Origin of the sequence: Vibrio sp. 10N.261.52.C11, assembly GCF_041471405.1 — a bacterium.
Lineage (GTDB): Bacteria > Pseudomonadota > Gammaproteobacteria > Enterobacterales > Vibrionaceae > Vibrio > Vibrio crassostreae_C.
Genome location: NZ_JBFROI010000011.1, coordinates 40,765 through 66,587, shown reverse-complemented (window position 1 = coordinate 66,587; position 25,823 = coordinate 40,765). Strand labels below are relative to the sequence as shown.

Here is a 25,823-nt window from a genome sequence, read left to right as displayed (position 1 = left end):
CATAAAGCCGCTTTCATCAGCGGCTTTTTTCGTTCTAAAGCGAACATAATTCAAAGATGGGATCAGCGTTAATCCCAGTTGAGAATCGACCAGTTCAGTTGATCGGCTAACGCTTTTAAACGCGGACATGGGTTCACCAGATAGGCAAAATCGGCATGTTCACACAAAGGTAAGTCGTTGATTGAATCCGTATAAAAGTGGATATCTGAGTAATTGGTTTCTTGATTGTCTAACCACTCTTTTAAACGCGTCACTTTGCCTTCACGATAGCTTGGTACGCCTGATATTTGAGAAGTAAAACGGCCTTGGTTTTCAATCAAATCAATACCGAGTGCATTCTCGATACCAATCTTACGGCCGACCGCTTCTACTAAGAAAGTGACGCTGGCTGAGATGATCAACATGTCGATATCGTCACGCTCTAACTGCTCAATCAAAGGTTTCGACTGCTTGAACTGTTTAGGCAAAATATGCTGTTCAACACACTCTTCCACCAAGGCGGTGACTTGCTCTGTTGGCATATCGGCTAATGGCTGCATGGAAAACGTGAGGTAATCTTCCATGTTCAGTTTGCCTTCCGAATACAGGCCCATTAAGCGTTTATCTTCATCAATAAAGTTGGGCGCAGTGGCAATGCCCTTTTCAACCAAGAACTCATTCCAGAGCATCGCTGCATCGGCATTGATCAGCGTTTCGTCCATATCAAATACATACAAAGGTTTGAACATCTTAGGCTCTCACAGGTTGAATTTCGTTAAGGTTAAACAGGAGTTCAAGTTGGCTGCCGTTTGCCAACAGTCGCTCAGAGGAACGGTTAAGTAAATCGACAGTTAATTCACATTCATCGACGTCCACTTGGTAGCGAATCACGTTGCCCAAAAGCTGGTGGTTACGAATCGTGCCCGTTTTCGGCGCAGAGATATGTTCGCCATATTGTCGACCTTGCTCTTTCACGTAGATAGACTCAGGTCGAATCGCCACTTTCCACTCTGTTTCAATATTGAAAAGTTGCTTGGCTTTGTTCGCTTGCACCAGATTGTAGTGACCCATGAACCCAGCCACAAATTCATTGGATGGTTGAGTGTAGATCTCTTCGGGTGTACCTGCTTGTACGATCTCGCCTTTGTTCATCAAGAAGATACGGTCAGACATGATCATCGCTTCCTCCTGATCATGAGTCACGAAGATCGTGGTCAGATTCATCTCTTTCTGAATATCTCGGATCTGTTGGCGTAGGTGTTTACGGATCTTAGCATCCAGTGCAGAAAGCGGTTCATCAAGTAGCAGAATACGCGGCTTGACCACCAAAGCTCTTGCCAAAGCCACACGCTGACGCTGACCGCCTGATAGCTGATGCGGGTAGAATTTCTCTTTACCCGTTAAGTCCACCAGTCCAATCACTTTCGCCACTTCACGTTTAATCTCGTCAGCAGCAAGCTTTTTCATCTTGAGGCCAAACGCAATATTGCCTTCAACCGTCATGTTCGGGAACAGCGCATAAGATTGAAACACCATGCCGATGCCACGTTGTTGCGGCACTTGGTGAGTAATCTCTTCACCGTTGACCCAGATCTCGCCACCATCAACAGGATTCAGGCCAGCCAAGCTGCGCAGTAGAGTCGATTTACCACAGCCACTTGGGCCAAGCAGAGTAATGAATTCGCCCTTCTCGATGGAAAATTCAATATCTTCAAACACCGTGTTGTCACCAAAGCTTTTGGTAAGGTTTTTCGCATTTACATAGCTCATTATTTTGTTCCCTGGCTGAAACGACTTGCCAACCAAGTCAGTAAGAAAATAAACAGGAAGTACGTCATCACTAGGGCTGACGTGAAGTGGCCGCTGGTTTGACGCATGTTGTATAGGTAGATTTGCAGTGTCTCGTAACGTGTACCCACCAAGATGTTGGCGAACACGAACTCGCCCAATAGGAACGAGAACGACAAGAACAGCGACGCCATTAAGCCTTTCTTAAGGTTTGGCAGAATAATCAACAAGAACGCCTTGGTGGTGCTTGCACCGAGCAGGTGTGCCGCGTCCATCAAATCGTGCAGGTTAATCGCTTCAAAGCTGTTGGCAATCGCGCGATACATGAATGGCAACGCGATGGTGAAGTAAGTACCAATCAAGATCCACGGTGTGCCTATCAAGGAAATTTCACTATCGGCATATAGCTGAAGCAAGCCAACCGACGACACCACGGGTGGCACAGCGAATGGCAATAAGATCAGGATATTCATCACCTTGTCGAGTTTCGGGAAATAGTAAAACACCACGAAAATCGCAGGCAAGACCAACACCACACTCAATGACAGTGCTGCCACACAGATAAACAGTGAACGACCAAAAGCTTGCAAGAAGCGAGGATCCGTCAGCAGGTTGATGTACCAATCTAACGTGAAGCCATCCGGCAGGATAGTGGCGCCCCAACGCGAGGAGATCGAGTAGATAAAGGTCGCTAAGATCGGAATCATCATGATGCCGACAATCGAATAGACAACCGTTTTATGAAAGCGAGTATTTACGGTGTTCATTACTTTCTCTTCCCTGCGTAGCTTTTACTGATCAGCCATTGGTTAATCACTGTGATGAAGGCCAGCATCGCCATCAGAATCACGGAAATTGCAGCAGCCAGGTTTGGTTCTAGGAACAGGTCGCCCGATACCAAGCTCGCAATTCGAATCGTAATCACGTTGTAGTTGCCCGAGGTCAACGCATACACACTCGCATAGGCGCCAATCGCGTTGGCAATCAAGATGATGAAGGTGCCGAACAAAGCCGGAGATAACACAGGCAGCGCTATTTTGGTCCAGTATTGCCAAGTTTTCGCGCCAAGCAATGCAGAAGCGGCTTGCCAGTCGTCACTCAGAGCATCAAACGCTGGATAGAGCAACAACACCGCCAATGGGATCTGGAAGTAGATGTAAATCGCCAGCAAGCCCCACTTGCCGTAAAGGTCGAAATCACCCAGCAATCCATACTGCTTGAGCAACAAGGTAATCGCACCGTTGGTCCCAAGGATGATGATGAAAGCGAAAGACAACGGAACGCCAGAAAAATTACTGCTCATGTTGGTGAAAGCAATCACCGCATCGCGGATTTTAGAATCAACGCGGCGCAGTGAAGAAACGAGCAGAGTCGCAATCGCTAAGCCAACAATGCTCGACCAAATCGACAACCATAAACTGTTGCCAAAAGCCTGCATCATAAAGGCAGAATCGAACACTTCAGCGTAGTTTTCGAGAGAGAGTTCGTCGTCATAGAAGAAGCTGTTGATCAGCACCCAAACCATAGGTGCCAGTTGGAACAGATAGAAAAACAATGCGAAAGGCGCAAGCCACAAAGCGGGCTTGAAGCGTTGAAACAAAGATTTGGTTTTGGGTTTAAGCGCAGAGCCATCGCTCTGCGTGATTACAGAACTGCTCATAGGGCCAACAATTCCTGAGTGTAAGATTTATCGTGATCTAAGTTGAGTAGCTGACACACGCTGCCGCAGATGTCGGTCTGTTTCACTGCACAAGCTTGGTGTGTAAACTTATCGCCAATCACAAAGAAAGGCACTTCACGCTCTTCAGGCAGAATGCCACCATGAGACAGGTCATTGTTCATGCCATGGTCACTGGTGATGATCACTTGATAACCATCATCTACCCATTTCTCAAGGTAGTTCGATAGGTAGATATCCGCGCCACGAGCACTATTACGGTACTGGCGAGAATCCAGCCCGTGCTTATGTCCCATGTCGTCAATGTTCATTGGGTGAATCAATAAGAAATCAGGCTGATGAGTGACGCGCAGGTGCTCAGCATCCAAGAACAAGGCTTCATCTGGGTAGTGGTCCCAGTGGTAGAAACAACCGTGTTGGATGTTCATGGTTTCATCGTTGGTGAAACGGTCACGTACTGCATCAAATGGCGCTCGGTTATATAACTCGCTCACCCAATGATATGCCGCTGCAGCCGTCACTTTGTTCTGCGACTTCGCCAAGCTAAATACCGACTCGTGATTCGATAAACGCACGATTTGATTGTTGACGATGCCACTCTCGACAGGGCGAACCCCAGTTAAAATGCACTCATACAGTGGACGGGACATAGATGGCAGCTCACACTGCACAGGGTAAAGCGTGGCGCGCAGCTTGTTTTTTTGCGTGCTCTGCGAAGTGCTCTGTTTATTCTGCAAATCGCCCTGTTTCTCATGCATATCGCTTAGTTCTAGAAGACCGTACAGGTAGCCCATGCAATCACGGGCTACCTGATAGTTCAGTCCATCTAGAACAACAAGGATAACCTTATTGCTCATGGTCTATTCTCTATTGCTTGTTTCTATAAGCCACCTATTGAAGGTGGTGTGTTAAGCGGGGTTATTGCTGGTGAATCAATACGCTTTCTTGCCATTGACGTGGCAGGCGACGTGCTGATTTTTCCCATGCTGAGAAGTCAGTCACTGGGTGAACATTGCTGTATTCATCGTTTGAGATCAGCTTGTCTTGTACTGATTGAGGTAGCGTAATGTTGCTGCGGATTGGGCGTGCGTAACCTTCTGCTAGGTTGATTTGGCCTTGGTCGCTGAAGATGTATTCACGAGCCAACTTCGCCGCGTTCGGGTTTTGTGCGTATTTGTTAATGATGGTGGTGTAACCAGAAATCACTGAGCCATCTTGTGGAATGCTTACCGTAAAGCGCTCACGGTCGATCTTGTCGCGGTAGTTCAGTGCGTTGAAGTCCCACATGATTGCCACTTCCACTTCGCCTTTTTCAAGATTCGCGATGCTTGGGTCGGTGTAAGACAGACGGCCTTGCTTCGCTAATTCACCAAAGAATTTAATCGCTGGTTTTAGGTTCGACTCGTCACCGCCATTAGCAAATGCAGCCGCTAAAATCGCGTTGTTTGCTTGCGCTGCTACGCCTACGTCACCGACTGTGACTTTGTAGTCACCTTCTAGTAAGTCACTCCAAGTTTTCGGCGCATCTTCAACAAGGTTGTTGTTGGAAATGAAAGAGATGGTGCCAGTGTAAGCCAGAGCCCAGTGACCATCTTTGTCTTTTGCCCAGTCTGGAATGTCATTCCAAGTGGTTGGTTTGTATGGCTGAGTGACGTTTTTCTTTACGGCCACACGTGCGAATGCGAAACCCACATCACCAATATCAGCGGTTGCGTTTTTCTTCTCTGCTTCAAATTTCGAGATCTCTTGCGCCGAGCTCATATCGGTATCCTGATGCTTCAAACCGTAGTTTGCTTTCAGGTCAGTCCATGTGCCTTTCCAGTTTGCCCAACTGTCTGGCATACCCACACTGTAAACTGCACCCTCTTTTTGAGCGGCTTCAATCAGTGACTCAAGATCAGCATCCTTCGCCATCGCTGGCATTGAAAGTGTTGCCGTTATTAGCGTTGCGCCGATTAATTTTGCAGGTGAACCAATCAGTTTGGCTGGCGATACAGTTGAACGGCTAAGCAAAGTTTTCATTGTCTCTATCCCTCTGGACTAGGTCAGTAAGTTCGTTTTGTATGCTATAGCCGGAATGTGACGGTTTGCCGTAAGTTATTTGACAGTTCGAGTGCATTTACGTGGCAGTTATATTTCACTCATATGACAATAAGCCATTGTTTACTGTCACATTCCTGTTAACTCCATGGTTTACCTTATTAAGCACACGAACTTATGGACTAGATCAGTAATGAGAACATTGGGCACCGGGCAATCAGGGACACAGTTAGGAAGAATTAAGGCGAGTATTCGAGAGCAGCTTCAATCAGGTATCTTCATTGAAGGGCAAAAACTGCCATCAGAAAGAAACCTTAGCGAACTGTTTTCCACCACACGAATCACGCTCAAAGATGCGTTGGTGTCTCTGGAAACCGAAGGTTTGATATACCGAGAAGAGCGCCGTGGCTGGTATGTGTCACCCGAACGTGTTCGCTATAACCCATTGTCACGTTCTCACTTTCATCAAATGATCCGCGAACAACACCGCATAGCAGAAACCAGACTGCTCAGCACCCGTACAGAGATGGCGACAGGCGATTACGCCAAAGCATTAGAGATAGAGCAGATAACGCCAATACACGTGATTGAGCGATTACGCTTTATTGATGGCAGAGCGGTGCTGTTTGTTGAAAACGTCTTAAAAGCGCCGTTGTTTGAGAAGGTGTTGTCAGAAAACCTTACCATGTCGCTGACAGGCATCTACCGAGAAAAATACGGCTACGAGACCAAACGATCGCGCTTTGATGTGATACCCACCTCTGCCCCTGCGCATGTCGCCAAGGCATTAAATTTGGCTGAGGGTCAACCGGTGCTGAAGATCTGCCGTGTGAACTACAAGCAAGATGGCGAGTTGATGGACTGCGAACTGGAATACTGGCGACCAGACTCAGTAGTGATCCACATTGATAGCATTGGCTAGTACCACATCCTCTTAATGCGGTAGCAACACAAATACAAAAACTCCGACTGATTCAGTCGGAGTTTTTTAACAATCAAACATTAAGGTGCGCGAATCATCTAGCTCATGAATCAAGCTTGAGGAACTTCCTTACCCTTGTTGAATCTGGGTTAGTGAAGAACTTCTCAGGGTTGGATTTCTCAATCAAGATGCCCTTCTCAAGGAATACCACCTGATCCGACACCTGACGCGCGAATTCCATCTCATGAGTCACCACCACCATGGTGTAACCCTCTTGCGATAGCTTCTTCATTACCAGTAACACCTCTTCGACCAATTCAGGGTCGAGCGCGGAGGTTGGCTCATCAAACAGCAATACATCCGGTTCCATCGCGAGAGCTCTGGCAATCGCGACACGTTGCTTTTGCCCACCCGATAACATGCTTGGGTAACTCTCTAGTTTGTGTGACATCCCAACCTTGTCGAGTTGCTTACGAGCCATCTCCTCGGCGTCTGATTTCGCTATCTTCTTAACATGAACCAGCGCTTCCATGACGTTTTGCAACACGGTGAGATGCGGCCATAAGTTGAAGCTTTGGAAAACCATTCCAAGACGCTCTCGAAGTTTCGCCAACTCTTTGTATTTGAGTGGCTTACCCGTTTCAGAGTTGATACCAATACGCTCATCACCCATAAAAATCGTGCCGCGCTCTGGCTGCTCTAACCAGTTCATGCAACGCAGTAGCGTCGATTTCCCCGAACCTGACGAGCCGAGAATACTCACCACATCGCCTTTGTTGATGTTGAGGTTGATGTCTCGCAGTACTTCGATGCCATCAAACTGTTTCGACAGGTTTTCAACCTTGATGATCGTCTCTCGTTCTTCCAATAGTGGCTCGCACTCAATCACTTCCAAATTCACGCCCAAAGAAGGGTTAATCGGTGCTTCCGTTTCAATAATCTCTGATTGTTTAAGCATGGCTAAGTCCTCTAAGTTCAACTTTGGTTTGGATTCGTTTGGTGATGCTTTCAAGTGCAATACTCACGGCCCAGTAGAGCGCGATAGCAATGATGAACGCATTCAATGGGATGAAGTACGTTGATTGAATGCTGTTGGCGGCCGCGGTAATTTCTGCGACGGTGATGATGCTAAGAAACGCAGTGTCTTTTAAGCAGATGATGAGTTGGTTCGTGATCAGTGGAACCGACTTAAACAACACATTTGGGGTAATAACTCGGGTAAATGTTTTGAATTTAGAGAAGCCATAAGCGTGCGCCGCTTCGATGTAACCTGGCTCTAATCCTTTACGAACACCTCGGAAAATCTCACAAAAATAGGTACCGTGATAGAGACTTAGCGCGATGATTCCCGCTGTAATCGCATCGAGTCGAATACCAACCTGCGGCAACCCGTAATAGAGCAGGTACGCTAAGATAAGAAACGGCAAGGTGCGCATCATGCCTATCAAACTATTGATGGTGTACTTCACACCAAGTTTTGAGTTTTCGAGGCAATACAACAAACCAATACCGATGACGAAACTCAAGATTGAAGACGAAACAAAAAGATAAAATGTGGTCACAAACCCTGAAGCAAACAGCTCTTTTTGTTGCCAGATAATATTCCATTCTTCCATATTTACTCCTTAAACTTACCCGCTCAATAACGCATCACAAGCAGGTAAATGGTGTAGCTGACCAAGTAGTGATGACGGCCAAACTGTTGCTGCTACTGTAAACAGATGTATGCACTTATTGCTGCAGATAAGTGGCTCGGTTTTCAGCCACAGCTTGCAACTTCACCAACACGCCAATAATCAACATGTAAATGGCACCGGCACATAGAATCGGCCCAAGTGGTTCATAGGTAACCGCAGAGATTCGATTGGTGACACGAGTTAGGTCGACGATGCCGATCACCGCAATCGCTGGGCTGCCTTTGATTAAGAACGACATCTCATTGACTAGCGCTGGTAGGCTCATAATCACCATTTGCGGGAACATGATGCGGCGAAAGTAAGTGATGCGTCTCATACCAATGGCGTCAGCCGCTTCCATTTGCCCTTTTGAAAAGTTAAGAAAGGCGTTGCGCCAAATCTCTGCATTGAATGCCGATGTATTGAGTGTGAGAGCTAAAATGGCAGAAACGTGTTTATCTAAATTGATGCCAAATGACGGAAAAGAAAGGAAAATAAACAGAGCCAACGTAACCAAAGGCGTTGCTCGTGCCCAACTAACATAAATGCCCAACATTTGATCCACAAACGGGATTTTCATCATTCTAACCAAGGCAATCATTAAGCCGATGACGACACCTAATACAATCGATACTGCCGATATCCATGCCGTTGCCCACGCGCCCTGTAGTAACTGTTCCCAAGCGTAATAATCCATAAACGACCTCTTTGATCAGCGACTTCTTTCGATAGATTGTGCGCCAAAGACTCATGGGTTAAACCGCTTTGAACCCATTGGCATGGACACAAACAGCCGCTAACTGTTTGTGTCGGCGCATGCTTATTCATCTATTGAACGGCTGTTAGCTTGTGATACTGCTCAACCGAAGTGATGGCTTCTGAAGGGAGTTGGTCGAACGATTCACCGAACCACTTCTTCTGCAACTCTGCCATTTTTCCTGTTTGCTCAAGGTGTAGGAAGAATTCCGTTAGGTAAGCCAAAAGCTCAGGATTATCTTTAGGAACTGGCCAGCTAACGAAACCTGGGCCAGAGACTGCTTCGCCTTTTTTGAATACCTTTGACTTCGACTTCACTACCTCGTTAACTGAAACCACACTGTTGATCACATAGTCTATTCGGCCGATTGCCAAGTCGGAATACGCTTCTGGGTAGGATTGATACTGCACCACTTTACCCAAAGATTTGCCTTGTGCTTCGAGCATCACTTCGAGCTCTGGAAGCCTTTCTAGCAAAGCACTGCCCGCTTGTAAGCCCACTGTTTTTCCATCTAAATCGGCTACCGTATTAATATCTTCCGCGTCAGCTCTGGTTAAGAAGTAATGCTGCGCTGAAGCGATAGGTGGAGTGAAATCAAAGGCCTTCAAGCGAGCATCGGTAATGATCGCGCCAGTTAACGCCACATCATATTGACCCGCAGATACCGAAGCGAGTAGCCCTGTCCAAGGTAAGATCTCTTGTTCGATATCGAACTTCGAATATTCACGTAACTCATCAAGCAAATCTTTGTTAATCCCCGCAGGCTTACCGCGGTCGATATAGTTGAATGGAGAGTAGTTGTCTTCTGTCGCCACTTTCATGAAGCCTTGCTTTTCGATGGCTGCAAGCTCCGATGCTTGTGCGACTCCAAAACAACCCAGTACAACTGTCGCTGCCGCTGTTGAAACCCATACCTTCATCGTCATTCCCTGTTTCATACGCTTTCCTTATCGAGATTATTTGCCTGCCTTTACTTTATGAACGGAATGCATCGGAGACGTAGAGCCAATTTAATTTTCAGGTTGGGACAGAACGATTTTCTAGTTTGGGACAACGTAATTTTCGGGGTTGAGAGAGAGCAAAACACACTCTTAAAACATCAATATGAACTCTGGCGCATTTCTTGCTCTTTTATACAAATTGGACTGAGGTTCACTGAGAATAAGGACTGTATCTCATGGCGATAAATCACAATTGTTTCATCGAGTTTGATTCCAAAAGAAGCCTGCAAGAACAAGTACGTAGCTATTTGGTAACGGCGATATTGAATGGTATTTTTCCGGCTGAACAAGCGCTTCCGTCTTGTCGTAAGCTGTCTAGCCAATTGGGTGTTTCACGCAATACTGTCTCCTTGGTGTACGACAGTTTGCTCGACGATGGCTACCTCATCAGTAAGCCTCGCAGTGGTTATTACCTTTCAGAAAAGTATCAAAATCCGAGTGATACTATCGACGCGAGTTTGGATCATTTTGAATCAGCCGACAGCGACAATGCACCGGATTGGAGCAAACGCGTTAAGCTGCAATTGGGCCAATACCCACGCATCGTCAAACCCTCGCATTGGAGTTGTTACCAATACCCATTTATTTTTGGCCAACCCTCTATCAATGACTTCCCATTAGCTCAATGGCGAGAAGCGACAAGAAAGGTCACCTCAGACCCACATGATCACCGCTGGCTTTGCGACAAGGTCGATAAAGACGTCGACATGCTGGTCGAACAGATACGCACAAGGGTGCTCCCACAGCGCGGTATTCATGCCCAAAGTGATGAGATCCTCATAACCTTAGGTTCGCAGAATGCGCTGTATTTGATTTCGACTTTGCTGATGAACCATCAGAGTCGAGTCGGAGTCGAGAACCCCGGCTACAAAGAAGCGAATCACATCTTCAATCTCTCTGGCGCGCAGTTACACCCGCATCAAGTGGATGAACAAGGATTGAGATTCAATGAGCACTCTTCACTGTGTGATCACTTCTATGTCACGCTTAGCCATCAAGCTCCAACCGGCGTCACCATGAGTGATGAGCGTCGAACTCAGTTACTTGAAATGGCCAAAGCCAATGACGCGGTAATTATCGAAGATGACTATGACGCCGAGTGCAACGTGGAGTGGAATCCTAAACCCGCGCTAAAAGCCAATGACAAGGAAGGGAGAGTCATCTACGTCAGCAGCTTCTCTAAGCTATTAGCACCCGGCTTGAGATTAGGCTACATCGTGGCACCTGAAGAGTTGATCTACGATCTTAGAATACTGCGTCGCTTGATGTATCGACACGCACCAAGCCGCGTTCAGATGGAAGTGGCGCACTTTATTGAACAAGGCTACTACGACAGCTTTGTGAGGCGCTTTAGGGAAAACACACGCCAGCGCTGGAAGCTGATCAACGATGCGGTCTTGAAGTACCTACCTGACTGCAAGCGACTGGCTCAAAGCGAGCAGGCCAACTCTCTGTGGCTACAAACGCCCAGTCACATCAATAGCCAACGCTTAGCGTCACGAGCCGCACAAAAAGGGATTTTGATTGAGACAGGGTATTCTCACTTCATGACCGAACCTGAAACGAAGTTGAGCAATGAAACTTCATCCGAATTTGATCCTAATTCTTATTTCAGGTTGGGCTTTCACGCCATCGACAAAGATCTGATCGCACCCGGTATCAAAGAGCTGTCAGAGGTGATGAAGATCTAGCATCACTTAAAAGCAGTTTGACCAGACTGATTTAGTGAAAGAACGTAAAAAGAGCATCAATCGATGCTCTTTTGTCGTTTCTGAAGGTTAGGTTTGGCACGTTGAAAAGAACGGGGAATTCTTTGTCAAAGTGCCTTGGTTGCTGTGCTGGCTATCTTATTGGAGACTTAAGAAGCGAGTTCAAACAACACTTCATCAATGATCTTAACGCCTTTCTTTATATCGCTTGGCTGAATAACCAAAGGTGGCGCAACGTGAATGCGGTTATTCACAATGAAGGTCAACAGGCCTCGCTTGGTCAATTGCGCTTTCAATTGCCCCATTTTTTCATTGCTTAAAGGTGTTTTACTTTCACGATCTTCCACCAGCTCAACCGCCCAGAACATCCCTTTACCGCGCACATCACCAATCATAGGGTGCAACTCTTGAAGGCTCAGTAGGAGCGGCCCTAGAACGCTGTTACCGACGTTATCAGCATGTGTGACAATGCCCTCTTGCTCCATCACATCGAGCGTTGCAACGATAGAAGCCATCGCCAAAGGGTGACCAGAGTACGTTAAGCCGCCCATAAAGAAGTTTGACTTAAAGTGCTCAACGATCGGTTCGCTGACCACCACGCCACCAGCCGGCACATAACCCGAGTTCACCCCTTTCGCGAAAGTAATCAGATCTGGCACGACATTAAAGTGCTCAAACGCAAACCACTTACCCGTGCGACCAAAGCCGACCATGACTTCATCGAATATCAACTGAATGCCATGTTTGGTTGCCAGCTCACGCACGCCGATAAGGTAATCTTTGGGCGGAATGAGAAAACCAGCCGTTCCCGGAATCGTCTCTAGGATAATCGCCGCAATCGCCGTTGGTCCTTCGCATTCAATCACTCGCTCTAAATGCTGCAGGGCACGCTCACTCTCTTCTGCCTCAGTCGCCGCGTTGAATTCGCTTCGATAGAGAAATGGATTGAAGAAGTGAACGTGCCCACGGCTATACTCGTTTGGAATTCGACGAAAATCCCCCGTCGCAGCAATAGCTGTACCTGTATTGCCATGGTAAGAACGGTAAGCAGATAGCACCTTGTCGCGCCCTGTGAATTGTCGCGCCATGCGAATCGCATTTTCGTTGGCATCTGCCCCTGCATTGGTAAAGAACACCTTCTTAAACGAGCTTGGCGCTTTCGACAAGATACGCTTAGCCGCCAAACCACGAGTGAGGTTGGCGGTCGCAGGGGCAACGGTCACTAATGAATCAGCCTGATCTTTAATCGCTTTGATCACTTGTGGATGCTGATGACCAATGTTGGTGTTAACCAGTTGGCTACTAAAATCAAGGTATTCTTTACCTTCGTAGTCCCACATTTTGCATCCTTGCCCACCCGCAATGGCGATAGGCTCCGCTGCTTCTTGAATCGACCAAGAATGAAATACGCTCTTGTCGAGGTCGATAATATCTTGGTTCACAAGCTGTTCTGTTGATACTTCCATTTCATCGTCTCCATTAACAACACTAGATTCACAGCCGCTCGTGCTTGGCTCGTCTTCGAGAATGAAAGACACAAAACACGACATTGAAAAGGCTGCGCTATCGGATGGAATAATCTTCATCCCAAACAGGGCGGAGGTCATAGTGTCAGTTTCAACAAAACATTGGGCCAGTACATCAGCCCAAGTCTCATCCCCGATCCAACAATCTGCCTGACCCAATCCAATCGTCGATCTGGCTCTATTCAAAACTCTTAGGTGTGAATAGATTGAAAGGCAGACGAGACAGGTCTCATCGAACGCTAATTAACGCAGCAGCAATATCAAAAGCAAAGAGGTGAGCAAGAGTGGAATTAGGATTAGCGATGACATTGATTCTGTTTGCAGGAGTAGTTCGAGGCTATTCAGGATTTGGGTTTGCGATTATCGTAGCGCTTTCCCTCAGCTTTATTGTTCCACCATTGCAAGCGGTAACCATCGCTATCTTGTTGGACTTTTTAAGTGCCTTTCCTCTGCTCAAGCGAAGTAAAACCACCATCAATATCCGGCTTATTGCGCCGCTGTGTATTGGCATGTTGGTTGCGGTGCCTTTCTCGCTGTATTTCATTAGCACGATATCGGAATCAGGCTTGAAGGCCTTTATCGCGATGATGTCTTTGGTCGCTGGCACGCTGATTATTTTGGACTTACGCCTCACTTGGTTGCACCAACGACACGCGTTTTGGGCGGGAGCCATTTCGGGGTTTAGCATGACCACCGCTTCTTCAGGAGGTCCGCCATTAGTGACGTATTTGATGAACCTGACCATTAAAACCAGTGAACAGAGAGCCACCGCGATTGTGTTTTTTCTGCTGAGTTCAGCGATTTCACTGATCGGCTTCATATGGATTGGCGCATTTAACCAAGAATCGTTCATCACAGGTTTATGGCTATTACCGGCAGCTTTGATTGGCAATGTACTGGGGCAAAAACTGTATCTATCAGTACCGAACTTGTCTGCAAAAACAACGACCGCGCCGATTTTGATCGGCATGGCACTACTTATGTTAATTTCAAATTAGAAGGATGTATTTATGGATAAGATAGCGTTCATTACAGGGGCAACCTCTGGTTTCGGCAAAGCGGCAGCAAAACGTTTCGCAGAAGATAACTGGTCGTTAGTGCTGTCTGGTCGTCGAATCGAAAGGCTACTCGACCTAAAGGAAGAATTAACGGTGCCTGTGCATGTAATTCAACTCGACGTTCGAGACGCAGACGCCGTAAAACAAGCCATTGATTCATTACCCGCTGAATTTTCGTCGATTACCGCATTGGTCAATAATGCTGGGTTAGCTTTGGCACCAGAAGGCGCGCCTGATGTGGACTTGAAAGACTGGCACACTATGATCGATACCAATGTCACAGGCTTGGTTAATGTTACTCATGCGCTGTTGCCTACGTTAATTAAAAAAGGCGCAGGAAGCTCAATCATCAATGTTGGGTCAATCGCCGGACAGTGGCCTTACCCAGGAAGCCATGTGTATGGTGCCAGCAAAGCGTTCGTAAAGCAGTTCAGTTACAACCTACGTTGTGACTTACAAGGCACAGGGGTACGAGTGACTGACCTCTCCCCTGGTATTGCAGAAACGGAATTTACTCTTGTAAGAACTAAAGGTAACCAGACGGCTTCAGACAACCTTTACCAAGGCACTACACCGTTGTCAGCAGAGGATATTGCCGAGCAGATGTTTTATATCGCAACCTTGCCAGATCACATCAACATTAACCGAGTCGAAGTGATGCCGACACGTCAAGCATGGTCTGCGTTCGCAATCGATAGAGATTAAGTTCAAACCGACACATACAAAAAAGGTGGTCTTTTCAGGCCACCTTTATCATTTCTTTCACACGATACTTCAAATATAACCAACGGCATAAAAGACTATGTCTAATTCGCCTCATTACTCTTTTAATGAAAGTAAGATTAGAGATACTCAACTAAACAATTTGCTGCTCATGTTCTTTGTTTGATTCCGTCTCTTTCGACAAGAAACTCGCTACGATCTCTCTCAGTTTGCCTTGGTTAACCGGTTTAGGTAAAAACTCATCCATGCCTACATCGAAGCACAAATGCTTGTCTCGCTGCACGACGTTGGCCGTCAGCGCAATGATTGGAATATGCTTTGCAGCCCCTTCTTCGAGCGCTCGGATCTGCTTGGTCGCTTCGAAGCCATCGAGAACCGGCATCTGACAATCCATAAAAATCATCTCGTATTCGTTGGCTTTGAATTTCTCGACACCAATTTCACCGTTGTCGGCAATATCAACCTCAAAGCCAAGCTTCTTGAGCATCATCTTGGCGACTTGTTGGTTTACTCGCGAGTCTTCAACAACTAAAACTGTACCACTAAATTCTCCGGCAACTGCGACAGGTTTTGACTCTGCTTGAATTGGAGCTTGTTTATCGGCTGGTGTGGCGTTTACAGAGACAATGGGAGCATCTTTAACAACCGCTGCAGGTTTACTTAACGGCACAGGTTCATTGTCTTTAAACGCAACCTCTCCTCTGTTCGGATAGGTAAAGACTGAAGTATCAGCCGCTCTCGCGAGTACCTCACTGATGGTCCATTTAAGCTGATTATCTTGGTAAGGACGCGCAATGTAGGCAACAAAACCGACTTGTTTAGCACGAGCTTCATCTTGCTTTCTAGGGTCAGCAGAGATCATCACTAACTTGGGACACTCGCTACCAAAGCGTTCAACTAAGCTTCTCGCCAGTTGAAAGCCATCAACGGACGGCATTACTTTGTCTATCAGAACGAGATCATAAGGTGATGACTTAGCCACAGACTCTGAAACCAACTCTAACGCTTGGTTTGCCGTTTCACAGCACTCAGACTTAACGCCAAAGGATTGAAGCTGTGTAGACGTTATACGCATGTTCAGCTGGCTATCATCCACAAGCAGAACCGAAACCTTATTGAAATCGATATTGCTTTCATCGGCTTCTAAACACGGGTCAAAGTCAGCCGTAAAATAGAAGGTACTGCCTTTACCTTCAACACTGGTGAGTTCAAGCTTGCTGCCCATCAATGTCACTATCTTCTCGCATATTGTTAGACCAAGCCCTGTGCCTCCATAAATACGTGTGGTACTGCCGTCGGCTTGTTGAAACTTATCGAACACCGATTTCTGTTTGTCTTCTGCAATACCGATACCGCTGTCGACAACCTCGAACCTCACTCTGAGTTTTTGCTCAGGCTCAACCACCTCTTCCAAACGAAGCGAGAGCGTGACGTGGCCATGCTCGGTAAATTTAATCGCGTTACCTACTAAGTTATTTAGGACTTGTCTTAGTTGTATACCGTCGCCAATCACCATGGTTGGGATCTTAGGGTCGATCGCTAATTGGAATCGAAGCCCTTTCTGTTCGGCTTTCACTCGAAAGGTTGATTCAACGTCGGCCGCAATGCCCATCATTTTCATCGGCTCTTGCTGAAGCTCTAGTCGCCCCGCTTCGATCTTCGAGTAATCGAGAATGTCGTTGATTAAGTCGAGCAACGTAAGCGAAGAGGTGTTGAGCATGTTGATGTACTCTTTTTGCTCTTTCGGCATATCCATTTCAGAGAGCAAAGACGACAACCCGATAATCCCATTCATTGGTGTACGGATTTCGTGACTCATATTGGCAAGAAATTCACTTTTATTGCGGTTGGCCACCTCAGCAACATCTTTAGCTTTTTCCAGCTCTTGATATTGTTGACGAATACGTTCTACCGATCGGTTATAGCTACTCTCTAGAGTCGATATCTCATCTTTGTAAGTAGAGTGAGTTGGCGTTATAAAGCGCGGTTTGTTGTCTTCGACCTGTTGTTGGTTGATTTGGGAAGACATAGTCATCAAACGTTTTACGACAAGACGATAGACGATGGTTAAACATACGAGAGACAACAAGAAGATTTTAACGGCTTCGAAGGCGAGCAACAATAACACTCGTTCTTCAAAGTCATCTAGGATCATGCTCAAGTCTGATTGCACCGTGAGCGTCGCCAACGGGAAGTCTGTGCCGCCCATCTGGTGCACCATTTCCCAAGACTGAGAATAAGATTGGCCTTCGGTCTTTTGACCTAACTCTAGAATTTTTTCATCGGGACTTTCGATAAGAAGGTAACTGACCGAAGGGAGGCGAGAGATGCCTTCGGCTTGCACAAACAATTGCTCTCGATCTTCAACCCACAAACTTGCCGTTAAACCAGAAAGGTAGCCAGCCTTGACCTGCTCGATCTGAGAGCTGATAAAAGAAACTCGACTTTGGTACTCTACATACAACCCGAGACCTGTCACTATAACTGTGAATAAGGTACTGATCGCTATTATCATCCCGATCAACTGTCGGGAGAGTCCAACGTAGCGTTTTCCTTTTGTCACCATACACAAATTACCATTATTGTTATCCTAGCAAACTACAATTACTCAACTAGTATAATAGTAGTCATTCATCAAATAACTAGGGAAGGTTATGAAAAAACATCTTATCGTTGCATCCATAGTCAGTTTGTTTTCAAGCAGTTATGCTTCTGCAAACGAACCTCTTCACTACTACATTATTGCGAGCCAAGCGCAACCTTTTCAAATCGAAACTGACGGGTCATCTCACAGAGGAATTGTTTCAGATATTGTGGAAGCCGTGTTTGATGACAGCCAATATGAGATCAACTACCACACCTACCCTTTTAATCGAATGATCGACAAGCTCGATGCGAGAGAGAATCCAAACTGGGTTACCTATGGCAGCCCTAGTTGGGGGAATATTCAATCTGCGAACCTATCTGAAGACCCGATTTACAATGTAAAACACGTATTACTCAGCAGCGGTAAAAAGCCATTTGAGTTCAATACAATCGATGATCTCGATGGGAAAGCCGTGGTATTGCTGAAAGGATTTGAGTATCCGAACTTGGAATCTTATATCCAACAGGGCAAGCTCAACGAGATTCGAGTAAAAGATTACACTGCTGCGTTTCGTGTCCTGAACCGAGCACCTGGCGACACCGTGTTTGTGGAAATGGAATCACGAATCAAATACAACCTAAACGAGCAAAAACTGAGTATTGATGATTACCAGATGCATGAGTTTGGTTCTGTCATCAATAACTACCCTATCCATTTGGCGTTTGACCCTGAGATGGATCCTAAGCTGCAAAGCTTCATCAACCAACGCCTAGACCAAATGAAAGACGATGGACAGCTTGACGACATCGTACAGAGTTACTTATAGCACCAGCGTAACGTAGAACTTATCAACGGATAGCTTAGTCACGTACGTTAACTCTCGTTGATGCCTGACTCTCTAAAACCGAAAAGGCCGCCCTGCTTCATACTAGATAGCAGGGCGGCCTTTTAAATGCGTCTAAGGAGTAATGATAAGCATGCCGCTATCTGAATCGACGAATCAGTGCGAAGCAATTAAATGCAGTTGCTGAGTGCGAAGCTGGTGACGCACTGCCATCAGAATCTTACCCAAATGGTTCTCGCCGGTTCCATCGCCGCCATCGCCCCAGAAGTGGTCTTTGTGCGAATGTTCTTTGATCACCGAATCTCCGGTCTTGGTAAGAAACAGCGCAAACTGTGGATTCTGTCTGAACTTCTCCGTCACAATAAACTGCATCACTTCAACACGAATGTCATACCAATCTTCGCGAACTTGGTCTTCGTAGTCACGACTTAAAGAGAACGCTTCAGCAGGTGTACTGGCTTCCAAAATGGTATTACGTAGCGCTTCGGAGGCAAACTTCATCGCTTGATAATAATGTTCGCTGGTTGCCCAAACTTGATCACCTACCTTGATAGGACAAGCGGCAAAATTTGACAGGTATCCGTTCGGATCTTCGGGTTCGTAAAACAGCACTTCTTTAGCTTGAGCCACAGAATTAGACATAGCCTTCTCCTTACCAACGACATCGCATATTTTTGCTTTAACTTTAAAATTAGTGGCGTTGAATATGACTGTCAAACAACTTAGTTCAAGAGTATGCCATGTGCGTGTTTTTCATCTGAAAAGCGTAATATCACAAGGGATAGGCTAAACGGAACAGTGAGCCAAAGAATCAAGGAGTTGATTAAATCTGGATAGGAAACATGAAAAAACACTTATAAATCAAAGGGTGGCGTTGTGCCACCCTTCTAAATGCAATGGGGATTATTAGTGAATAAGACCTAGCTCCCTCGCTTCTTCCAGACTCAAACCGCTTTCTCTAATTTCTCTTAGAGTCTCGATACGACGACGAGCTTCAGCAGACTTCATTTTCTTTTCTGGTTTGAAAGATACTTCTTCTTCAGCATCCCACTTGTTTGCAATATTTGTCATTTCATCATGGTTGATAGAATTAATGGACATGTTTTCCTCCGAAAAGCACCATGTAATGGACAGGTAATCTGTAGCAAATGCTTTTTCGCTTGTTAAGAAATTCTGTACTGAAGTGTGATGATTCCGACGCTTCACAAAGCTAATTAATAAATGCCTCATTTAAACTTTGCCAAAGCCATTTTCTGCAATTATATTTAAAAGATTACCCATAAGAAATATGGTTTGATCCAACTCTCATTTTCCCCTCTTTCAATGCAATCAAATCCGTTAGCTTTCACATAGGCTAAGGCGAGATTTTCGGCTTAGCCGGAGAATCAGGCTGCGGGAAAAGCACCTGCGCACGATTGATGACCAAGGTTTACCCTGCGACAGAGGGAGATATACTGTTCAAAGGCAGAGACATCTCTACGCTGAAAAGCCGTAAAGATATCTTGGATTATCGCAGCCGTGTGCAAATGGTGTTTCAAGACCCCTTTGGTTCACTTAATCCCACTCACACCATTGAGCACCATTTAACGCGCCCACTTAAGATCCATAAACAGGTAGCCACTAAACAGGCTCTCACAGAACGCCTCAAAGAGTTATTAACGCTGGTGGAGTTACCCATCGAAACGCTCGCCAAATACCCGCACGAGCTCAGTGGAGGCCAAAGACAGAGGGTTAACCTAGCGAGAGCACTGGCCGTTGGCGCTGAGGTTATTCTTGCTGACGAACCCACCTCGATGTTGGACGTTTCGATTCGACTTGGCGTGTTGAACCTGATGCAAAAAATGAAGCAAGAGTTGGGGATTGGCTTTTTGTACATAACCCACGATCTTGCCACAGCACATTACATCGCAGAAGAGACAGCGGTTATGTACAAAGGACAGATCGTCGAATGGGGATCAACCCAGTCGATCTTAACCAATCCACGACACCCGTACACTAAGTTGTTGATCTCTGCGGTACCAGATCCCGATCTGCCATTTGGCGAACTCGTCAAAAATGAGCCAAACTATTCAATAGACGCTGATCGTATTCGAGAGCAGAGCAGTGAAATACAGCATGAAATCAAACAAGTTTCTGATAATCACTTTGTAAAACAGTGGGATAACGTTGCATGAATGAACTAGACACTTGGTTAGAGCGGATCGGAGATTGGTACAAAGACCGAAAGCATGATCAAGTGGACCGGTTAGAACCTTTGATCTTAACGCCTCCAGATGCGCTCTGGGGGCCATTGATCACGGATGAGCAGAGCAAAGGCATCGCATGTTGGCTAGACGGATGCCTGAGAATCTTTACTTTCTATCGCCACCTCGCGGATTCATCGAATCCGGACTTGGCTTCGCAGGAGGCCAACAGCTCAAGCCATCAAGATAAAGCCTACCAATACCTAATGTTTGCCTACAGTAAGCTGCAAGCGGTGTCATGTGACCCAAAATCAGAAGCAGGATTGCAAGAGTGGTGTACACAGCGGCTACAACACTTGTGTGTATTGGCTTTGGAGTTTACGAACCAACAGCAAGAACCACGTTGGAAAGCAGAGTCTGAAAAATTGATCGAGTCGCATGTACGCTTTATGGCAACCCATCCCCGAAACGATGATCAAGGAATTATTCAACGCCATCTCCACTGATCAAGCCCTTCTCGATCAAGCATCAAATCAGAATCTCACCAGAGCTAGATCCGTAGAAAGCATGATCGAGCCTTGATCATGCTTCGGCGTTTAACTCTGTAAGCTATTGAATTTTAATGATTGACTGAATTTTAGGCAAAAAAAAGCGAGTCCCTTGGGAACTCGCAAAAATCTATTCAGTATGATGTAACAAAATATGAGCCAATCTATTAATCACAAGAAAGGACAAAGGTTGTCTATTCGGGATAAATAATAATCAACTAGATGCGCTACTTTGTCATCACTTTGTCAGCGTTAGGTGCGATTTTAATCAGCACCTAATGTGTTCAAAACTATCCATTCAGCGACGGTAAAACAGGCTTATCGCGATAGGATAATGACTAGTGGCCAATCGCCATTTCATCGAGCGCAAGGAACACGTTTTCGTCTAAATGACCTTCATGAACTTGTTTACACACTTTACGACGCACCGCTAAACCAGAGATCAAACGTTCAATGGACAGATGTCGATTGCTGGTGCTATCTCGGTCGTTATATAGCTCAATCAAGCGACTCAGTGTTTCGTATGGGATAACGTCCTCCCCTACTCTCAACCAATCAAGCTTCTCAATGAGCTCTGAGCACTCTTCTTTGATTGAGGCATGTGAGTGCCCTGTCATAGCAGATAAAGCCGTTATGCTGCGTTCTAGAGCCTCTTCAGAGGTATATTTAGAGAGAGTAATCATGATCTCGTCAGCGTTGATCTCAACAGAGTGTTTACGCTGCTTAACTCGACGTCCCAATTTGCCTCTTGGCGACGGTGCTTTACGCTGAATGGGTTCAAACTCACCATCGATAATCTCAGACAGCTCTTCCAGTTTCTGCTTAGACACCATTTCGTTACGAAGTGGGTTCGGCAGCGTTGGTGCCATATTACGCTTACCTGCGTTAGTGGTACGCGCTCTTGAGTAACGTAATACTTCTTCCACATTACATTTGATATCTACCTGATAATCGGTCGTTTTCCCTTTTTCGATCAACGCGGTGATCGTCAAGTGATAACCCCATAGATTAACCAGGAAGGTATCTTCTTGATCCCCGACTTCACCCAATTTTCTGAGCTCGCGGATCAGATCCATCGAGAAACGACGCCAATCGATGTTACGCGCCAATTTCTGGTTGAGCTCACTGAGCAACATGCTATCTGAATGGCGACGTGCCATGCGGCTTCTAAAGTACGAATACACTTGGAAAACCAAGGTATGTTGCTTCAGGATTTCTGGCGGAAATAGGAAGAAATAGTCACGCGTCAGCAGCTCTTCGTAGAACGAAGGTTCCCAAACCAGGATGTATAGGTTCGGTTTAATGCGAATTTCGCCGTCAGAGCCCTCTGTAGGCGCTTCTTCCGATGCTGTAATGGTTCTAGCTAAGAATCGGAAACGATCACTCTTAAAGCCTTCTGGCATGTTCTCACTAAGCCAGCGACCTGTAAGCTCATGCAGTTGGAAATCCGTGAATTCGATCCGATCAATACTGTCGCGGATCGAATCACGTGCAGGGCCGCTGTCTTTCTTGCCACGTAAAGACAAAATATCAGTGATGTAGAGTGGTGTTTTGTTCGGCGTGTGTTTCGCGTCTAGGTGGTAATCATCTTGGTGATGATCATGATATTGAACGGTGAGAGTGAATAACGCGAATAGCGTCATCAGATCGTCAACGGTCATGATATTTTTAGAAGATCGTGTCTCGATTACAGCGCGAGTGCCAGAGATCGAAACCATGGATTTCTGGTAGCTCTTACGAGTTCTAGGTGGCGCTAACGCTTGATCAATAATCCCCGCCCAATTGGTTGGCGAAACAATGAATTGATCCGCTTCATCTTTCATCGTTGGTGGGGTATTCAACCCATGTTCATTCAGTAAGCGCTTGTTTACTTTGGTTTGAGCTAGGGCTTTAGAGCGCTTTTGCTTTTCATTTTGCTTCACGCTTTCTGTCACTAAGCTGGTGGCACCCAGCACCGATATCAATTGGTTTGGGTTCACAAAGCGATGCAACATGGTTTTACCAGCAAGGCCTTCTTCAAAGCGAACGGGGATTTGTTTGAACAATCCGATATTAACTGCAGCTCTCAGCCTTTGCTGTAAGGCTGCGCGAGTGACTTGACCATCGGTTGATTCAATAATCTCAGTGGTGGAAACGTACCCGTCTTTACTGCTAAACCCACGAAGTGAAATTAGGTTAAGAAGCTCAACTATGCTTTTGGTGACACCTTTGAAGTGTTGATATTGTTCTATCCATTCAACGGCTGTTTCAGATACCTCAAATAAATGACCATCTTTGTGGCTTCGTGCCTTAATTAACAATTTCTCTTCTGGTTTCATTTTTGATCCGTATCACACTAACCGTAATTTCACTATAGTTCCTGAATGATAAAGAAAGAATGATCATAAATAAAGAGAATTTATTGGCTTTTAAATAACTGATCTTTTTGATTAATATGATCTTAAATGATTAAGTGATCTAATGATCTGGACGTAACTTTGCTTATAAGTGGCTGAATTTAAAGCATTAAAATAAACCGCCTTGGAAAGCATGATCATAAAGGTTCCGAAACTATGATCATTAAACTTAAGAAAGCATGATCACAGAACATCAGAACGATGATCATTAAGTCATTGTAAGCATGATCATTATTGGTTCGAAAGCATGATCATTATACTTATACAGCTTATCCACAGATCGGAATTCAACATCGGTTTCTAAGTCGCTTTTGACTTGTCTAAGTGGACACTTGTGGTGGCCAATCTATCGGAACAATGATCAAGAGAGCATACTTTTTTATCGTTCCTACCCTATTGAGTGCAAAATTTAGTCTGTATCCGCTGGAAATAGATTGCTTTGATGTATTTAGAGCGGGTGGGTCTTAACTAGGAAGCATGATCATGAAATTGTCATGTTTGTGTATTCTTGGTCTGTGTCGATTGAATTTTCAATCATTGAGCCCTTATAGGCGTTGAATCCCCATTCCAAAAGCATTTGTCCGTAACTTAGTTCATAAATTACATGCTTCCGGAACTATGTTTACTTGATCATTTTTCCGGAGGTTGATCATTTTCAATGTGCAGTTGCTCGGATCAATATTGCTCAGTTTACGCCTTGATCATGCTTCATAATTTGGCGTTATCAATTATCTTACACTGGATGTGATCCATGATCATTCTTCCGGTTAGGTTCCAATCCTCTGTTGTTTTTTGACACCCCATCTTCTCTTCTCTTCTGTTTTGAATTTTTTGGTCATTGAGTGTTTTTTAATTTTTATTGGATTGAAAATCTATAAATTCGAATGCAAATCACACCAACCGTAATCTACGGTTGTATTTCAATCGTTCCGAAGGTTTTTCGTTGAAATTCCATTTACATTGTAAATAAGTGATGCTGTAACATTTAAAATGTAGACTAGAAATAGCATGGTTATACATGATAGAAACAGTCATTTTTGTGTTTGTCTAAGGCGATGTTTCATCAAATTGTAAAAACGCGGTCTATTTTATGTGATTTTACTCATAAATGTATGTTCATGTTTTTGTTGTGTTTGTTGTTAATCGCTGTACAATTTGTACTTAGTTAATCATTACGGAAACTGGCAATGAAAAGAGAACAAACGATTGATAAGCTCTATCAGCTAGCCGAACAAACTCAACAAGTTCAGGCTGACCGAATTGAGATTATTTTGGAAGAGCGAAGTGATGAACATTTCCCTCCAATGTCTAAAGCTATGATGGAGACTCGTTCTGGTTTAACGCGTCGTAAGCTCGATGAAGCGATCACTAAACTTGAAGCTGATGGCCATCAGTTCACAAAGAACAACGCTAATCATTACTCGATTTCATTGACAGAAGCTCACATGTTGATGGACGCGGCAGAAGTGCCGAAGTTCCATGAACGTAAGCAGCATGCTGACAATAAGCCATGGATTATCAACGTACAAAACCAGAAGGGTGGTACGGGTAAATCAATGACAGCAGTTCACTTAGCCGCTTGTTTGTCTCTGAATTTGGATAAGCGCTACCGTATCTGTCTGATTGACTTGGACCCACAGGGCTCTTTGCGTCTGTTCCTAAATCCACAAATTAGTGGGGCAGAGCACGACAGCATCTATTCTGCCGTCGATATCATGTTGGACAATGTGCCTGAAGGCCAACATGTCGATCTAGAGTTTCTTCGTAAGAACGTACTATTGCCAACTCAGTATCCAAACCTGAAGACAATTTCTGCTTTCCCAGAAGATGCGATGTTTAACGCTGAAGCGTGGCAAAGCCTTTCACAAGATCAGTCACTTGATATTGTTCGTCTGTTAAAAGAGAAGCTTATCGACAAAATCGCCGATGACTTCGATGTGATTATGATTGATACCGGCCCGCACGTTGACCCTCTAGTATGGAATGCAATGTACGCGTCGAACGCACTTCTGATTCCATGTGCAGCTAAGCGTTTGGATTGGGCTTCAACGGTTAACTTCTTCCAGCACTTACCAACGGTTTACGAAATGTTCCCGGATGACTGGAAAGGGCTCGAATTTGTTCGTCTAATGCCAACCATGTTTGAAGACGACAACAAGAAACAGGTGTCAGTTCTGACTGAAATGAACTACCTGTTGAATGACCAAGTAATGATGGCAACCATTCCAAGAAGCCGTGCTTTTGAAACCTGTGCCGACACTTACAGCACGGTTTTCGATCTAACGGTGAGCGACTTTGAGGGCGGTAAGAAAACTCTAGCTGTTGCTCAAGACGCAGTACAAAAAAGTGCTCTAGAATTAGAGCGCGTATTACATAGCAACTGGCCTTCACTTAATCAGGGATAACAA

At 45.4% G+C, this 25,823-nt stretch carries 22 protein-coding genes and 1 pseudogene; 8 read left to right on the top strand and 15 right to left on the bottom strand.

Annotated elements, in window-relative coordinates; genetic code table 11:
- Positions 1-68 precede the first annotated feature (68 nt).
- The 6 genes from AB4323_RS03845 to AB4323_RS03820 all read right to left on the bottom strand — a co-directional run bounded on the left by AB4323_RS03845 (position 69) and on the right by AB4323_RS03820 (position 5,467).
- On the bottom strand, positions 69-728 hold the full coding sequence (locus AB4323_RS03845) for an HAD family phosphatase (protein WP_102320939.1): 660 nt from the start codon (positions 726-728) through the stop codon (positions 69-71).
- Between the two features lies 1 nt (position 729).
- Positions 730-1,749, bottom strand: a complete 1,020-nt coding sequence (locus AB4323_RS03840) for an ABC transporter ATP-binding protein (protein ID WP_017070182.1) — start codon at positions 1,747-1,749, stop codon at positions 730-732.
- Positions 1,749-2,534: an ABC transporter permease gene (locus AB4323_RS03835; RefSeq protein WP_004732591.1), complete on the bottom strand. Its 786-nt coding sequence runs from the start codon at positions 2,532-2,534 to the stop codon at positions 1,749-1,751. The genes AB4323_RS03840 and AB4323_RS03835 overlap by 1 nt, the downstream gene beginning before the upstream one ends.
- Positions 2,534-3,427: an ABC transporter permease subunit gene (locus AB4323_RS03830; protein WP_017067196.1), complete on the bottom strand. Its 894-nt coding sequence runs from the start codon at positions 3,425-3,427 to the stop codon at positions 2,534-2,536. The genes AB4323_RS03835 and AB4323_RS03830 overlap by 1 nt, the downstream gene beginning before the upstream one ends.
- Complete coding sequence (locus AB4323_RS03825) at positions 3,424-4,302, bottom strand: alkaline phosphatase family protein (protein WP_372151663.1); 879 nt, start codon at positions 4,300-4,302, stop codon at positions 3,424-3,426. Before AB4323_RS03825 ends, AB4323_RS03830 begins: the two co-directional genes overlap by 4 nt.
- 61 nt (positions 4,303-4,363) lie before the next feature.
- The gene (locus AB4323_RS03820; protein WP_102511694.1) at positions 4,364-5,467 is read right to left on the bottom strand and encodes an ABC transporter substrate-binding protein; all 1,104 of its coding nucleotides are present in this window, start codon (positions 5,465-5,467) and stop codon (positions 4,364-4,366) included.
- A gap of 211 nt (positions 5,468-5,678) precedes the next feature.
- Between AB4323_RS03820 and AB4323_RS03815 the strand changes: the two genes are divergently transcribed.
- Positions 5,679-6,407 (top strand): UTRA domain-containing protein, encoded by a 729-nt coding sequence (locus tag AB4323_RS03815; protein ID WP_102320935.1) that lies wholly within the window; start codon positions 5,679-5,681, stop codon positions 6,405-6,407.
- Between the two features lie 103 nt (positions 6,408-6,510).
- Here the strand turns inward: AB4323_RS03815 and AB4323_RS03810 are convergent, their stop codons facing one another.
- The 4 genes from AB4323_RS03810 to AB4323_RS03795 form a co-directional block, all read right to left on the bottom strand.
- Positions 6,511-7,365 (bottom strand): amino acid ABC transporter ATP-binding protein, encoded by an 855-nt coding sequence (locus tag AB4323_RS03810; protein WP_017065130.1) that lies wholly within the window; start codon positions 7,363-7,365, stop codon positions 6,511-6,513.
- Positions 7,358-8,023, bottom strand: a complete 666-nt coding sequence (locus AB4323_RS03805) for an amino acid ABC transporter permease (RefSeq protein WP_372051399.1) — start codon at positions 8,021-8,023, stop codon at positions 7,358-7,360. Before AB4323_RS03805 ends, AB4323_RS03810 begins: the two co-directional genes overlap by 8 nt.
- 115 nt (positions 8,024-8,138) lie before the next feature.
- Entirely contained in the window at positions 8,139-8,780 is a 642-nt protein-coding gene (locus AB4323_RS03800) for an amino acid ABC transporter permease (protein ID WP_372151661.1), read from the bottom strand.
- Between the two features lie 131 nt (positions 8,781-8,911).
- Positions 8,912-9,778 carry a transporter substrate-binding domain-containing protein gene (locus tag AB4323_RS03795; protein WP_372151659.1) on the bottom strand — a complete coding sequence of 289 codons (867 nt, stop codon included), beginning with the start codon at positions 9,776-9,778 and terminating at the stop codon, positions 8,912-8,914.
- Between the two features lie 239 nt (positions 9,779-10,017).
- Between AB4323_RS03795 and AB4323_RS03790 the strand changes: the two genes are divergently transcribed.
- Entirely contained in the window at positions 10,018-11,532 is a 1,515-nt protein-coding gene (locus AB4323_RS03790) for a PLP-dependent aminotransferase family protein (RefSeq protein WP_372151657.1), read from the top strand.
- Between the two features lie 167 nt (positions 11,533-11,699).
- Here the strand turns inward: AB4323_RS03790 and AB4323_RS03785 are convergent, their stop codons facing one another.
- Complete coding sequence (locus AB4323_RS03785; protein ID WP_017066353.1) at positions 11,700-13,016, bottom strand: aspartate aminotransferase family protein; 1,317 nt, start codon at positions 13,014-13,016, stop codon at positions 11,700-11,702.
- A gap of 362 nt (positions 13,017-13,378) precedes the next feature.
- Here AB4323_RS03785 and AB4323_RS03780 point away from each other — a divergent pair, with 362 nt between their 5' ends.
- Both AB4323_RS03780 and AB4323_RS03775 read left to right on the top strand, forming a co-directional pair.
- The gene (locus tag AB4323_RS03780; protein ID WP_017061223.1) at positions 13,379-14,074 is read left to right on the top strand and encodes a sulfite exporter TauE/SafE family protein; all 696 of its coding nucleotides are present in this window, start codon (positions 13,379-13,381) and stop codon (positions 14,072-14,074) included.
- A gap of 12 nt (positions 14,075-14,086) precedes the next feature.
- Complete coding sequence (locus AB4323_RS03775; RefSeq protein WP_017061222.1) at positions 14,087-14,839, top strand: SDR family NAD(P)-dependent oxidoreductase; 753 nt, start codon at positions 14,087-14,089, stop codon at positions 14,837-14,839.
- A gap of 151 nt (positions 14,840-14,990) precedes the next feature.
- On the opposite strand, the gene AB4323_RS03770 is transcribed toward AB4323_RS03775, so the two are convergent.
- The gene (locus AB4323_RS03770; RefSeq protein ID WP_229647583.1) at positions 14,991-17,423 is read right to left on the bottom strand and encodes a response regulator; all 2,433 of its coding nucleotides are present in this window, start codon (positions 17,421-17,423) and stop codon (positions 14,991-14,993) included.
- Positions 17,424-17,511: 88 nt separating this feature from the next.
- Here AB4323_RS03770 and AB4323_RS03765 point away from each other — a divergent pair, with 88 nt between their 5' ends.
- Positions 17,512-18,270, top strand: coding sequence for an ABC transporter substrate-binding protein (locus tag AB4323_RS03765; protein ID WP_102332335.1), 759 nt, complete (start codon positions 17,512-17,514; stop codon positions 18,268-18,270).
- Between the two features lie 174 nt (positions 18,271-18,444).
- Here the strand turns inward: AB4323_RS03765 and AB4323_RS03760 are convergent, their stop codons facing one another.
- Positions 18,445-19,005, bottom strand: a complete 561-nt coding sequence (locus AB4323_RS03760) for an NADAR family protein (protein ID WP_032546895.1) — start codon at positions 19,003-19,005, stop codon at positions 18,445-18,447.
- Positions 19,006-19,194: 189 nt separating this feature from the next.
- On the bottom strand, positions 19,195-19,389 hold the full coding sequence (locus AB4323_RS03755) for a hypothetical protein (protein ID WP_017061218.1): 195 nt from the start codon (positions 19,387-19,389) through the stop codon (positions 19,195-19,197).
- Positions 19,390-19,616: 227 nt separating this feature from the next.
- On the opposite strand from AB4323_RS03755, the pseudogene AB4323_RS03750 reads away from it, so the two are divergent.
- Positions 19,617-20,462, top strand: a pseudogene (locus tag AB4323_RS03750) (ABC transporter ATP-binding protein).
- Positions 20,459-20,977, top strand: a complete 519-nt coding sequence (locus tag AB4323_RS03745) for a transcriptional regulator (RefSeq protein WP_102320933.1) — start codon at positions 20,459-20,461, stop codon at positions 20,975-20,977. The pseudogene AB4323_RS03750 and the gene AB4323_RS03745 overlap by 4 nt, the downstream one beginning before the upstream one ends.
- A 380-nt stretch (positions 20,978-21,357) precedes the next feature.
- Here AB4323_RS03745 and AB4323_RS03740 read toward each other — a convergent pair whose 3' ends face one another.
- Positions 21,358-23,337: a replication initiator protein RctB domain-containing protein gene (locus AB4323_RS03740; protein ID WP_102332336.1), complete on the bottom strand. Its 1,980-nt coding sequence runs from the start codon at positions 23,335-23,337 to the stop codon at positions 21,358-21,360.
- A 1,265-nt stretch (positions 23,338-24,602) separates the two neighbouring features.
- Here AB4323_RS03740 and AB4323_RS03735 point away from each other — a divergent pair.
- A complete protein-coding gene (locus tag AB4323_RS03735) occupies positions 24,603-25,820 on the top strand; it encodes a ParA family protein (RefSeq protein ID WP_372151655.1) in 1,218 nt (405 codons plus the stop codon).
- Positions 25,821-25,823 lie beyond the last annotated feature (3 nt).

What these genes read in the sequence shown, in the direction of transcription:
- AB4323_RS03780 (WP_017061223.1), top strand. Translation starts at nt 13,379, where the DNA reads ATGACATTGATTCTGTTTGCAGGAGTAGTTCGAGGCTATTCAGGATTT.
- AB4323_RS03790 (WP_372151657.1), top strand. Translation starts at nt 10,018, where the DNA reads ATGGCGATAAATCACAATTGTTTCATCGAGTTTGATTCCAAAAGAAGC.
- AB4323_RS03825 (WP_372151663.1), bottom strand. Translation starts at nt 4,302, where the DNA reads ATGAGCAATAAGGTTATCCTTGTTGTTCTAGATGGACTGAACTATCAG.
- AB4323_RS03805 (WP_372051399.1), bottom strand. Translation starts at nt 8,023, where the DNA reads ATGGAAGAATGGAATATTATCTGGCAACAAAAAGAGCTGTTTGCTTCA.
- AB4323_RS03770 (WP_229647583.1), bottom strand. Translation starts at nt 17,423, where the DNA reads ATGGTGACAAAAGGAAAACGCTACGTTGGACTCTCCCGACAGTTGATC.
- AB4323_RS03735 (WP_372151655.1), top strand. Translation starts at nt 24,603, where the DNA reads ATGAAAAGAGAACAAACGATTGATAAGCTCTATCAGCTAGCCGAACAA.
- AB4323_RS03830 (WP_017067196.1), bottom strand. Translation starts at nt 3,427, where the DNA reads ATGAGCAGTTCTGTAATCACGCAGAGCGATGGCTCTGCGCTTAAACCC.
- AB4323_RS03810 (WP_017065130.1), bottom strand. Translation starts at nt 7,365, where the DNA reads ATGCTTAAACAATCAGAGATTATTGAAACGGAAGCACCGATTAACCCT.
- AB4323_RS03775 (WP_017061222.1), top strand. Translation starts at nt 14,087, where the DNA reads ATGGATAAGATAGCGTTCATTACAGGGGCAACCTCTGGTTTCGGCAAA.
- AB4323_RS03820 (WP_102511694.1), bottom strand. Translation starts at nt 5,467, where the DNA reads ATGAAAACTTTGCTTAGCCGTTCAACTGTATCGCCAGCCAAACTGATT.
- AB4323_RS03800 (WP_372151661.1), bottom strand. Translation starts at nt 8,780, where the DNA reads ATGGATTATTACGCTTGGGAACAGTTACTACAGGGCGCGTGGGCAACG.
- AB4323_RS03745 (WP_102320933.1), top strand. Translation starts at nt 20,459, where the DNA reads ATGAATGAACTAGACACTTGGTTAGAGCGGATCGGAGATTGGTACAAA.
- AB4323_RS03795 (WP_372151659.1), bottom strand. Translation starts at nt 9,778, where the DNA reads ATGAAACAGGGAATGACGATGAAGGTATGGGTTTCAACAGCGGCAGCG.
- AB4323_RS03785 (WP_017066353.1), bottom strand. Translation starts at nt 13,016, where the DNA reads ATGGAAGTATCAACAGAACAGCTTGTGAACCAAGATATTATCGACCTC.
- AB4323_RS03755 (WP_017061218.1), bottom strand. Translation starts at nt 19,389, where the DNA reads ATGTCCATTAATTCTATCAACCATGATGAAATGACAAATATTGCAAAC.
- AB4323_RS03740 (WP_102332336.1), bottom strand. Translation starts at nt 23,337, where the DNA reads ATGAAACCAGAAGAGAAATTGTTAATTAAGGCACGAAGCCACAAAGAT.
- AB4323_RS03815 (WP_102320935.1), top strand. Translation starts at nt 5,679, where the DNA reads ATGAGAACATTGGGCACCGGGCAATCAGGGACACAGTTAGGAAGAATT.
- AB4323_RS03845 (WP_102320939.1), bottom strand. Translation starts at nt 728, where the DNA reads ATGTTCAAACCTTTGTATGTATTTGATATGGACGAAACGCTGATCAAT.
- AB4323_RS03835 (WP_004732591.1), bottom strand. Translation starts at nt 2,534, where the DNA reads ATGAACACCGTAAATACTCGCTTTCATAAAACGGTTGTCTATTCGATT.
- AB4323_RS03765 (WP_102332335.1), top strand. Translation starts at nt 17,512, where the DNA reads ATGAAAAAACATCTTATCGTTGCATCCATAGTCAGTTTGTTTTCAAGC.
- AB4323_RS03840 (WP_017070182.1), bottom strand. Translation starts at nt 1,749, where the DNA reads ATGAGCTATGTAAATGCGAAAAACCTTACCAAAAGCTTTGGTGACAAC.